An 11,078-nucleotide genomic window follows, 5' to 3' on the forward strand; every position below is an offset into this window, starting at 1 on the left:
AAAGAATCACGGAATCCGTGATTCTTTGTCTCTCTATGTTCATGCTTTCAACCAAGTCAGAATGTATGAATAATATTTTGTTTCTCTTGATGACGTTCTACTGCAAGATGAATCATTCTTTCAATTAATTCAGGATAATCCACTCCAGTATGTTTCCATACAAGCGGGAACATACTGAATGGTGTGAATCCTGGCATTGTGTTCACTTCGTTGATAATTGTGCGACCATCATTTGTAATAAAAAAGTCTGCCCTCACTAAGCCCGAACAATCAAGTGATCTAAATGCTCTCACTGCCATACTTCGTAATTCTGTATATTCTTCTGCTGATATATCAGCTGGGATTACAAGCTCAGTATTACCATCCACATATTTTGATTGATAATCGTAAAATCCTTTTTTCGGTACGATTTCTCCCGCAACAGAGCATTCTGGATAGTCATTACCAAGAACGCCCACTTCAATTTCCCTTGCAGTGACACCTTCTTCGATAATGATTTTTCTATCATATTTAAATGCTTCTGAAAAAGCATTCTCCAAATCTGCACGGTTGTCACACTTACTAATTCCTACACTTGAACCAAGATTTGCAGGTTTTACAAAACACGGATAACCTAGTTCACTTTCCACTTTCTCATATGCTCTTTCGGGCGCTGCCTCCCATGTGCTACGAATAAACCAAGTATATTTCACTTGATCCAATCCTTCTTGAGCAAATAAATTTTTCATGATGACTTTATCCATTGCTGCGGAAGAAGAGAGAACTCCATTTCCAACATAAGGAATGTTTAGTAACTCTAACATTCCTTGCACCGTGCCATCTTCTCCATTCGGTCCATGTAATAACGGAAAGATCACATCGTAATTACTGCTTTTTTCTTCGTTTAAAGCTAAACTCGCATTCAAGGCGTGTGGAACAATTTCTTCTCCATCTTCCTTAAATGTAAGTTCCTTCACGTCTTTAATAGATTCAATTAGTTCCTTACCTTTTATCCATTTACCTTCTTTTGTAATATAAATAGGAAAAATCGCGAATTTCTCCGTATTTAATGCCTGTGTAACAGCCTTAGCTGTTTGTAATGACACTTCATGCTCCGCTGATTTTCCTCCATATAGTAAACATAGTTTGATTTTCATTTTAATCCTCCATGATGTACAGATTCTTTTATTTTACCATGAGAAGATAACATAATCTAAATATTTTATTTTGAATATGACTATATCATTATATTAATTTTTTAGGCAAAGCGTGCAAATGTTATATATACAACTATTTTAACGTTTTCAATTTTTTCTCGAGAATATTAATTTACTAAGACCAAAGATTGGTTACAGCTACTTATCCATAAATATGCTACTATACGTAAAGAGAGTTTGCGTGAACTTCTGAAGAATTGATCATGTGTTTTCTACACTTCCTATTTTTCGCAATATTTCACCATTCTTTCCCAAATGTTTATTTGTACATACCAGGAGGTCAAACATATGAAAAAAATTGGATTATTACCCAAAATAATTATTGCTATCATTTTGGGTATTGTCATCGGAATGATTGCTCCAGACAAACTTGTCCGTGTATTCGCGACATTTAATGGTTTGTTCGGAAATTTCCTTGGATTTGTTATTCCCTTGATCATTATCGGCTTTATCGCACCCGGAATTGGGGCATTAGGCAGGGGAGCAGGTAAATTACTTGGATGGACAGCTGCATTAGCCTATATTTCAACAATAGGAGCAGGATTACTAGCATTCTTAACAGCCAAAACACTTTATCCATCATTACTGTCGAATCTTTCATTAGCACAATTCGCAGACCCTGAGAAGTCATTAGCTAAAGCATATTTTTTAGTGGAGATGCCACCTTTAATGGATGTAATGTCAGCACTATTAATTGCATTTATTATCGGAATCGGGATAGCAGCAATAAAAAGTAATGCTCTTTTATCTATCGTTAATGATTTTCGTGATATCGTTCAACTATTAATTGAAAAGGTGATTATTCCCTTATTACCGTTTCACATCTTCGGTATCTTTGCGAATATGACAAGTGCAGGGCAAGTTGGAGCAATTCTTAGTGTTTTTTCGAAAGTATTTATTATGATTATTGCACTTCATTTATTATATTTATTATTGCAATTTACTGTTGCCGGATCGATGCAACAAAGAAATCCATTAAAGATGTTAAAAACAATGAGCCCGGCATATTTTACCGCCTTGGGGACACAATCATCCGCAGCAACAATTCCAGTTACATTAAAAAATGCAAAAAAGATCATCAAACAAGAACGGGTAGCTGAATTTGCTACACCTCTCCTTGCAACGATTCATTTATCTGGAAGCACCATCACATTAGTAAGCTGCGCAATGGCAGTAATGTTTATGCAAGGGCAAACTTACACTTTCGGAAGTTTATTTCCGTTTATTCTTATGCTAGGTATTACAATGGTTGCAGCACCAGGTGTGCCAGGTGGAGCAGTCATGGCTGCCCTTGGCCTTTTAGAGTCCATGCTAGGATTCGGTCCAACGATGACAGCGTTAATGATCGCACTCTACATGGCACAAGATAGCTTCGGAACAGCTTGTAATGTGACCGGAGACGGCGCTATTACTGCAATCGTAGACCGAATCAGTAAAAACGATTCAGCGCAGGCCCCGAACACTAATTAAAAATCGTATTTCATTTTTAATTGATATCATAAGAAAAGCAGCTCCCATAGGAGCTGCTTTTCTTATGATACATATCTCGATAGCGCTTGCCATTCCTCGCTTTTTCTATCGTATACTAATTTCCCATCTGGGGGGCGATCATTTAATAGTTCATATTCTTCCAACATCGCATCCATATCGTAAAAATCTCCCATAATCCAAATAGGAATTTCAATCTGCAGTCTATTCCTCACCGATAATTCAATCGAAAAAGCAATGCCTTCCTTCATATTACTAGTAAAGGATTCGATAATTTCGATAGGTACTGGGGGAATAATTTTCTTTTTTCTTAAAGAGAAATTAAATTTCTCCTTTTTATTATTTAATTTTTCTGAGATAGTCGTGCCAAGCATGAAATAAAAATCATTCCAAGAACGATAATAAGTTTTATTATACCAACCATCATCATGAGCCAAATAGACTATCTGATTATTTATTTTACCAAAAAACGGAGATCTCAAATGGTCCTTTACATGTCCCAAATAGAGTAACTCAGCTAATTCCTGTCCGTTTAATTGATCCAAATTATCTTCTTCCTCAAAATCAATCCAGCAAAAATCTCCATAACCATATACATCTTCATCCGATATCTTAGGGATCATCTCAAGATCAACATACTCAAGCATTGTATGCATATTGAAATGTCCATCAGCAAAATTATGCCGAAGCAGCAATAAATTGGATAGCTTCACAGGAAGTCCTTTTAAAAACTCTGTGAATTCAATTCCATATGTAAGTGTAAATTTCTCAGGTTGATTCATATGAACATAAATGAGCTCGCGAGTATCTTCGTGTTTGTTCAAGTAAAGCCCTCCAATATTGAATTCATTGCCCTTCATATACATCCTATTGATAACACCATTATAACAAATTATTACTTTTAAAACCTTATTTCTAGGAAAGCTATTACATAAAAATTAACAATTTTTTATGCTACTTTATAATTGTTTTTAAAAAAATAGATAATTATTCCCTCTTTATGGGTAAAGTATCTAAATAGAAGAATTATATGATAGGAGGTGAAGTCTTGCTACATTGGCTTCGCATCGCTGGTGAAAGCAAGACGCTCCATTGCTGTTATTAAGAATATTTCTTGTCATTCTGTTAATTGCATTTACCGCATTCTTTGTTGCATCAGAATTCGCTATCGTTAAGGTCCGCAGTTCTCGCATTGACCAACTCATTGCACAAGGTAATCAAAAAGCGATTGTTGCTAAACGTTTATTATCTAACCTGGATGGCTATCTATCCGCTACCCAACTCGGGATTACTGTAACAGCTTTAGGATTAGGTTGGTTAGGTGAACCAACCGTGCAAGTAATTCTAACTCCTTTATTTGAAAAATTACATGTAACCGAGTCGCTGGCAACCATCTTGTCGTTTATAATTGCATTTAGCACTATTACATTTATTCATGTAGTAGTTGGCGAATTGGCACCAAAAACTTTTGCCATTCATAAGGCGGAACAAATTACTCTTGCTTTTGCGACTCCGCTTATTTTATTTTACAGAATTATGTATCCTTTTATTTGGTTACTTAACGGAGCCGCAAGGCTGATAGTTGGTTTATTCGGAGTGAAACCAGCTTCTGAAGGAGAAATAGCTCATTCAGAGGAAGAATTACGGATTATTCTTTCGGAAAGTTTGAAAAGTGGAGAAATAAATCAAACGGAATTTCGATATGTTGATCGAATTTTTGAATTTGATAATCGAATTGCTAAAGAAATCATGGTTCCTAGAATTGAAGTATTCAGCATTGATAAATCCGCATCTATCGATGAAATCATTGCTATTATTAAAGCCGAACGCTTCACGCGCTATCCTGTCACAGATGGTGATAAAGATAATATTATTGGTGTTGTGAATGTGAAGGAATTCCTTACAGATTGCATAGGTAATAATTGTACAGGAACGGAGCCCATTCTCCCTTACGTTAAGCCTGTTATTCGAGTAATTGAAAGCATTCCTATACAAACTCTACTTGTTAAAATGCAAAAAGAGCGCAACCATTTGGCTATACTTTTTGACGAATATGGGGGAACAGCAGGAATTATTACAGTAGAAGATATACTTGAAGAAATTGTCGGTGAAATAAGAGATGAATTTGATGCAGATGAAGTGCCTTACGTACAAAAATTAGCTGACAAACAATATATTTTAGATCCTAAGGTATTGATTGAGGACGTAAATGCTCTACTTGGCACGCAACTTTCTGATGAGGATGTGGATACGTTAGGAGGCTGGCTTTTGACACATAAATATGACTTGAAAGAGGGAGACTCTGTTGTCGTCGATGATTTTCAATTTCAAGTGAAAGCAATGGAAAGATCACATATTAGCGAGATTGCTGTCAAAAAAAGCGATTAAATTAAGCAATAGGATCATTCAACTTCGAAAATCTTCAAGATTCATTTAAATTCCGCATTATTTCCCAAGAAATAATGCGGAATTATCTATTTGAAGCGTAAAGAAGTGGAGCGATCTGACATGATACCCTCGATTTCTTACAGCCTTAAGCTATAGAAAAAATTAAAAATTAGCCTAAAAAAACAATCCAGGCACGCATCATGCATACCTGGATTGTTTGCCATTAAGAGTGAAGTTCCGAATACTTTTGGACAGGTTTAACATCCTCGAGCACCTTGATTAATTCAAGTCGGGATTTCGTTTTTGAAATCTTGACTCCTATCTCCGTCAGACTAGTTATTACTTTCTTTAGTTGATCATGATCTCTTTGCAAGAAAGACCACCTCTTTAAGATTTGACATCTCAATCATATTTTACCTTAATTACTATTCGGTGTATATTGCTTTTTCAAATAAGTAATTAATTTGTCAACTTTTTAGCTTATCTCGTATTTACTATACCCAAAATCCACCTCACTAACCACATTTCTATAAAAAAAATAATTATATGTATTTTCATATCGAATTCAAGAACAATTATGTAAGCATCCATTGGCAAACTACGTCCATAAAAGATATCGATGTATCAAGATCGGAAGAAGAATTCCATCTTAAAAGTTATATAAACAATAATGTTTTATCATTTGCTAACAACAAAAAAGTCGTCCAGCTGGACGACTTTTCTAGTTTATTATTCTCTTTCCAATGCATCAGACACTTTATCCTTTGCTTCTCCATATTTCTTTTTCGCTTCCCCTTTTGCCTTGTCCCATTTACCTTCTGCCTGCATTCTTTCATTATCTGTTAAATCACCAATATTATCTTTTGCTTCTCCCTTTACTTTATCCCAAGTACCTTTTAATTTTTCTTTTTCTCCATGATCGTTACTCATTTGCATTGCCTCCTCTGTAATAGAAGAAAACTCTTCTCTTCTATACTTTGTTTTCCCTTTAATGCTTTATATGAAACATTTTTATGATCGAATGAACTTCTCCCTTTAGCAATTGAAACCTTTTACTATTCTATTCCGTATTTGATATATAGCAGAAAGGGGTTCGTACAATGTCTGAGACAATTTATTTTACTGATAATTTATTCTCATCAGGCATCACTACTATTTATAGTGATGAGAAAGTAGCGATCGGCAACCTTGATTTAAAATCAGCATTTACATCTAATTTAGCTATCTTAGATTTAGAGGGCAATCAAATTTGTGAAGGAAAGTTCAAAACCTTTTCTAATAAATGGGTCATTAGCAAAAACGGAGAAGAAATTGGTGAATTAAAACAAAAGTTTACTTTCTTAAAAAAGGCCTTCGCGTACACATCTTATAAGTATGGTCTGGTATCAATTGAGTCTGAAGCATTTTCAAAAGAATATCATTTGTATCAATCAGACGAAGTGATAGCTGACTTTCAAAAGGTTAGTGGTTTCTTTCAATCTTCTTCCTTCCAGCTAATAAACCATTCTAAACGGTTTACCAATGCAGAATTGATTACTATCGTGATGGGTATACATATGATCACTAAACGAAATGCAACTGCTGCGAATAGCGGTCACTGATAGAAAAATCCATCTAACTAAGAGAGCTGAACATTTACAAAGAAAACATCCTTTACTCGCGATTATAGCCGCTTACTGGTCGTCATGGTAAAGAATACTGTCCAATAGATTGTTTTTACAAGCCGTGGCCAGCAACTTGCTGACTGTTGTAGTCCAGATACTGACAGTCATCCATTTTACTTTTTAAATCCTAATCCTTTCATTCGATTAAATATCAAATTGACTGTCGTGACTTTCACGACAGCCTATTTCCCTTATCTAGATGAATGTCACGTAAGCAATGCAATTAAAATAGGTATAAATAAAATAATTAGAAGAGCAATCCAAGCTTGTGGTTTAGCCATATTAACTGTCCAGCCAACTCCAAATCTTTTTTCAACCCATATTGCGGGATCAGCACTATTAAAATAGAAAATTCCTAGTTTCCAAAACTGATCTTCATCTCGATTAATCATTTGCCCTTCTTTTCCAGTCGTCGTTTTTAATCTGCTACCACCCTGACCAGTAATAATAGATAGGATAATTGCGCCTATCACAATCATTCCCGTTATTATGAGCGAAACATAAATCAAAAACTGAACATCCATTGGAAATATAAAGGATAGTTGAATAACCGAAAATAAAAGGACTAAAACTGATCCAGTTACGATAAAAAAGAGTGACCATCTACGTCTAAAAATTACATTTTGTTTTATTGACTTCTCTGGATTAGATGCATCGACCTGTTGGCGACTACTGCCAATCATTGCGTTTAAGAATACGAACATTCCAAGCATAAACATTTGTATAAGCGACATCGAAAACACACTTCCATATGTTTTTGTTGCCCAGTTTGTTACTTCACCATTTATTCCATATTGCATCGGTATTTGATCTGGGATTCGATCATAATAAACCACAGTCAACCCGATCGTAACTACAGTCATAAATAAGGCAATAATAAACCAACCGTTAGAGTAAATTAGTTTTCTATTTCTAAATTTAGTATCAATGATAGTTGTTACCATTTTGGCTTGCTCCCAATTACTTGCTACTTTCATTTTCTTCATTGTCTTATGATTTTGATAATAAATGAGAAAAGAACCAATGATAAACAGGAAAATTCCAATTATAAAAATAGTCATCCACGCATTTTCACTAAAAAGTTGTCCTGCAAATAAGATAATAGCAAGTAATATTATCCCAACAACACTAGTCTTGATAGCATATTTCTTACGAAGCTCCACCAACTCATTGGTCCCGTATACTTCCTCTGGAATAGATACGCCAAAACTCTCAGTTCTTCGCGTGATATATGGAGTAATTGCCATTATCAACACTGTCGGTAAAAAGGTCAATAAAATCATAAGGTATATCATCATAAACAACACCCCTAACTTTTAATGTCAGTAAATATCTCTTTACAAAGTAATTGAAATTCCCTTTCTTCCATCCCTCTACAAACCGCTTCACTGATGAATGGGCGTAATTGTTCTCGCAAATTTGCAGTATACAATTCATCAATTGCTGGCATTCCATCCGGGTTAATCACGACCCCTTTTTGTCTGTGTATTAATATATATCCATCTTGTTTTAAAAGTTGATATGCTTTATTTATCGTGTGCATATTTACTCCAAGGTCAGCTGCCATGGACCTTACAGAAGGGAGTGCCTCTCCAAGTTCCAACTCCTTTGATGCAATACCTTCTATAATTTTATTACGTAATTGCATATAAATTGGTGTTTCTGATTGTAGATCAAGCGCTAATATCACGAAATTCACCCACTTTCTTAACTCCACACCTGTTATATATATACTATAACAAACATTTTAATTTGGCAATAAAAATGAGCGAACAATTATCTGTTCACCCATAAGACTATTTATCTTTTTCCTGCTAAGGTCGTTAAAGGTCGTAAAAAGGCTATCCCATTTCTTTTTTTCTTGTTACGAGAATTTTCAAGTCTCTGAAACAGCGCTTGATCTCTCTCCCGTTCTTCTATTTTTTCTGTTAAACGTTCCACTCTAAGCATTAATTTATTGTTTATATCACTGAACTTTGATTGGCGCTCTTCTAATTGTCTAATTTGTTCATGCAATTTCGCTAACTCATCTTCTCTTTCTTGATCTGGATGAACTATTTGCTCTATTTCCATTCCCGTTTCACTCAATATAATTTCAGCGGCATATTCAATTGTCATACTTTCCTTCGTGATTTTTTCTATTAATGCAGTAATTAGTTGAATATCTTTCCCATGAAAAATCCGTCCGTTATTTGTACCCCGTTCAAAACGATATCCTTTGCCTTCCAATACAGCGGCATAATTTCTAAGGGTACTCACCCCAATTCCAACACGCTTCGCTGCCTCAGATGAAAAAATATGTTGTTCCATAAAATCCCCTCCTGCATCTTCGTTATTTATTATATTCTACAAGCGATAGCGCTTGTCCTTTCTCTAAAACTGTAGATTAACGGGAGGTTTTGTCATATTAAAAAACAAATTTCGAGTCCATCTTTCACTCAATTGCTGTAGGGAAACTTTTTTTCTCCTCACAGAAGGTTAGCTCACATATTTTTTTAAAAAAATAGGAAATAGACTGTATATTGACGATATCTTCATATAATGTTTATCTGATGGTGTTTGCGGAAATTATAAAAGGAAGTGATTTTAAAGGAGCGTTGATAAAATGAAAGTTTTAGTAGCTGGGGCAAATGGACATACGGGCCGCCTTTTAATCGAACATTTGGCCAATCATAGTGATCACCATCCGTATGCTTTGGTACGCGATGAAGATCAAGCAAAAGAACTGCGGAAGCTTGGGGCTGCGGAAGTAATTGTAGCTGATCTTGAAGATTTTCAAATAGAGCTTACTAAGGGAATGGATGCTGTGATTTTTGCGGCAGGATCAGGCTCTAAAACAGGTCCTGATAAAACGATTGCCGTTGACCAAGAAGGAGCAAAAAAACTCGTAGACGCAGCATTTAGAAGTGGTGTGAAACATTTTGTCATGCTCAGCGCGATGGGAGCAGATGAGCCTCAAGGGCCAATAGAACATTATTTGGCTGCAAAACAAATAGCAGATGACTATTTAAAAAACAGTGGCTTGACTTATACAATCGTTAGGCCAGGTCTACTTTCTCATGATGCTCCAACAGGTAAGATCGAATTAGCTACTAAAATTGAATTATTGGAAGATCGCGCCATACCGCGGGCAGATGTCGCTCACGTCCTAGCGGCAACACTCGATATTGAAAATACTCATAATAAAGTTTTCGAAATTCTTTCTGGAGATAAAAAGATAGAACAAGCATTAGATATATTTTAAGATGTAGCCAGTCCACTGACTGGCTACATCTCATCTTAGGTACTTTTTAATGTGACAATAATAATTTCTGGCCGATTCAATATTCTAAATGGAATTAGACTATTTCCTAATCCTCTATTCACTAACATGGTCGTTATTCCTCTCTCATGACTACCCGCAGTGTAGGCCGGAAACCATCCTTGGCCTGGTGCAACTAAACCGCCAATTCCAGGTAATCGGAATTGGCCACCATGAGCATGACCTGTGAACACAAGATCTACTTCTTTTTTAACATACATGTCAAATGCTTCCGGTCGATGAGAAAGGAGCAGCTTATATGTATCTTGAGGCACATTCGCTAAGGCCTCATCCATAAAATCACCAATCGTTGTCTCTGTATCTCCTAATCCATTCATCAACGGATCATTAATACCGATTATCGAGATTTCCTCTCCATTATGTGTAATCATTTTCGCCTCGTTCGTTAACGACTTCACGCCTAGAGAATGTAATGCATCCTTGATTTCATCTACTTGATTCACTGCCACTTCATGATTTCCTGTTACGTAGTATACATCCGCGATAGCAACAAGTTGTTCAACAAGATGTATACTGTTCGTTAAATTATATCGATTACTATCGACTAAGTCCCCCGTTAAAAAAATTAAATCTGGTTTAAGCTTTTTTACTTTATTCGCAAGATCTGTTTGCTTTTCACCAAATGTTGCATCATGCAAATCGGAAAGCTGAACAATAGTAAGATTATCAAATGCCTTTGGAATACGGTTTGATTGGATAGTATAAGAGGTTGTTTGTAACCATGTGTTATTTACATATAGAAAAATCCAGATACCCGCGATCAGCAGAATGAAGATGAACAATTTACGCTTCATTGAAGAATCCTTTCCCTTTGTTTAGCTAAAGCGCGTGTTTTTTAACCATCGGTTCGCCTTCCAGGCTTACCGTGTTTCCTTTATCTCGTCAGAAAACAACAAGGGTCCTCGGCTAAAACCGCCACGTCCTGTGGCAACGTCGACGCACCCACATCCTGTGGGCGCAGTTTGTACGTCGCTTAACAGGCGCTTTCGCTTTTCTTTTTTGTCTAGCTGTAGCGCCCAG

General features: G+C 36.0%; 12 protein-coding genes. 4 read left to right on the forward strand and 8 right to left on the reverse strand.

All coding sequences use genetic code 11. The features are described 5' to 3' along the window. Nucleotides 1–56: 56 nt before the first annotated feature. Nucleotides 57–1,136, reverse strand: coding sequence for a D-alanine--D-alanine ligase (locus BLE01S_RS19940; RefSeq protein ID WP_066146730.1), 1,080 nt, complete (start codon nt 1,134–1,136; stop codon nt 57–59). A 348-nt stretch (nt 1,137–1,484) separates the two neighbouring features. Between BLE01S_RS19940 and BLE01S_RS19945 the strand changes: the two genes are divergently transcribed. Continuing rightward, complete coding sequence (locus tag BLE01S_RS19945) at nt 1,485–2,666, forward strand: dicarboxylate/amino acid:cation symporter (RefSeq protein ID WP_066146733.1); 1,182 nt, start codon at nt 1,485–1,487, stop codon at nt 2,664–2,666. 62 nt (nt 2,667–2,728) lie between these two features. On the opposite strand, the gene BLE01S_RS19950 is transcribed toward BLE01S_RS19945, so the two are convergent. Continuing rightward, nucleotides 2,729–3,508, reverse strand: coding sequence for a hypothetical protein (locus BLE01S_RS19950; RefSeq protein WP_231955888.1), 780 nt, complete (start codon nt 3,506–3,508; stop codon nt 2,729–2,731). 268 nt (nt 3,509–3,776) lie between these two features. Between BLE01S_RS19950 and BLE01S_RS19955 the strand changes: the two genes are divergently transcribed. Next, nucleotides 3,777–5,072 carry a hemolysin family protein gene (locus BLE01S_RS19955; RefSeq protein ID WP_066146736.1) on the forward strand — a complete coding sequence of 432 codons (1,296 nt, stop codon included), beginning with the start codon at nt 3,777–3,779 and terminating at the stop codon, nt 5,070–5,072. A gap of 223 nt (nt 5,073–5,295) precedes the next feature. On the opposite strand, the gene BLE01S_RS21340 is transcribed toward BLE01S_RS19955, so the two are convergent. After that, complete coding sequence (locus BLE01S_RS21340; RefSeq protein ID WP_326255788.1) at nt 5,296–5,478, reverse strand: Lmo0850 family protein; 183 nt, start codon at nt 5,476–5,478, stop codon at nt 5,296–5,298. Nucleotides 5,479–5,801: 323 nt separating this feature from the next. Further along, the gene (locus BLE01S_RS19960; RefSeq protein ID WP_066146739.1) at nt 5,802–6,002 is read right to left on the reverse strand and encodes a CsbD family protein; all 201 of its coding nucleotides are present in this window, start codon (nt 6,000–6,002) and stop codon (nt 5,802–5,804) included. A gap of 170 nt (nt 6,003–6,172) precedes the next feature. On the opposite strand from BLE01S_RS19960, the gene BLE01S_RS19965 reads away from it, so the two are divergent. Then, nucleotides 6,173–6,673 (forward strand): LURP-one-related/scramblase family protein, encoded by a 501-nt coding sequence (locus BLE01S_RS19965; RefSeq protein ID WP_066146742.1) that lies wholly within the window; start codon nt 6,173–6,175, stop codon nt 6,671–6,673. Nucleotides 6,674–6,942: 269 nt separating this feature from the next. On the opposite strand, the gene BLE01S_RS19970 is transcribed toward BLE01S_RS19965, so the two are convergent. From BLE01S_RS19970 to BLE01S_RS19980, 3 genes are all read right to left on the reverse strand, one after another. Beyond that, nucleotides 6,943–8,034, reverse strand: coding sequence for a DUF1648 domain-containing protein (locus tag BLE01S_RS19970; RefSeq protein ID WP_066146745.1), 1,092 nt, complete (start codon nt 8,032–8,034; stop codon nt 6,943–6,945). Between the two features lie 11 nt (nt 8,035–8,045). Further along, a complete protein-coding gene (locus BLE01S_RS19975) occupies nt 8,046–8,426 on the reverse strand; it encodes a GntR family transcriptional regulator (protein ID WP_066146748.1) in 381 nt (126 codons plus the stop codon). A gap of 110 nt (nt 8,427–8,536) precedes the next feature. Then, on the reverse strand, nt 8,537–9,046 hold the full coding sequence (locus tag BLE01S_RS19980) for a MerR family transcriptional regulator (RefSeq protein ID WP_066146750.1): 510 nt from the start codon (nt 9,044–9,046) through the stop codon (nt 8,537–8,539). A gap of 295 nt (nt 9,047–9,341) precedes the next feature. On the opposite strand from BLE01S_RS19980, the gene BLE01S_RS19985 reads away from it, so the two are divergent. Continuing rightward, entirely contained in the window at nt 9,342–9,980 is a 639-nt protein-coding gene (locus tag BLE01S_RS19985; protein WP_066146753.1) for an SDR family oxidoreductase, read from the forward strand. Between the two features lie 35 nt (nt 9,981–10,015). Here the strand turns inward: BLE01S_RS19985 and BLE01S_RS19990 are convergent, their stop codons facing one another. Then, entirely contained in the window at nt 10,016–10,852 is an 837-nt protein-coding gene (locus tag BLE01S_RS19990; RefSeq protein WP_066146756.1) for a metallophosphoesterase, read from the reverse strand. Nucleotides 10,853–11,078: the final 226 nt, after the last annotated feature.

Origin of the sequence: Lederbergia lenta NBRC 16444, from assembly GCF_001591545.1 — a bacterium.
GTDB lineage: Bacteria > Bacillota > Bacilli > Bacillales > Bacillaceae_C > Lederbergia > Lederbergia lenta.

Excerpts from the sequence above, each read along its gene's own strand:
- BLE01S_RS19940 (WP_066146730.1), bottom strand. The coding sequence starts at position 1,136 with ATGAAAATCAAACTATGTTTACTATATGGAGGAAAATCAGCGGAGCAT.
- BLE01S_RS19945 (WP_066146733.1), top strand. The coding sequence starts at position 1,485 with ATGAAAAAAATTGGATTATTACCCAAAATAATTATTGCTATCATTTTG.
- BLE01S_RS19960 (WP_066146739.1), bottom strand. The coding sequence starts at position 6,002 with ATGAGTAACGATCATGGAGAAAAAGAAAAATTAAAAGGTACTTGGGAT.
- BLE01S_RS19965 (WP_066146742.1), top strand. The coding sequence starts at position 6,173 with ATGTCTGAGACAATTTATTTTACTGATAATTTATTCTCATCAGGCATC.
- BLE01S_RS19970 (WP_066146745.1), bottom strand. The coding sequence starts at position 8,034 with ATGATGATATACCTTATGATTTTATTGACCTTTTTACCGACAGTGTTG.
- BLE01S_RS19980 (WP_066146750.1), bottom strand. The coding sequence starts at position 9,046 with ATGGAACAACATATTTTTTCATCTGAGGCAGCGAAGCGTGTTGGAATT.
- BLE01S_RS19985 (WP_066146753.1), top strand. The coding sequence starts at position 9,342 with ATGAAAGTTTTAGTAGCTGGGGCAAATGGACATACGGGCCGCCTTTTA.
- BLE01S_RS19990 (WP_066146756.1), bottom strand. The coding sequence starts at position 10,852 with ATGAAGCGTAAATTGTTCATCTTCATTCTGCTGATCGCGGGTATCTGG.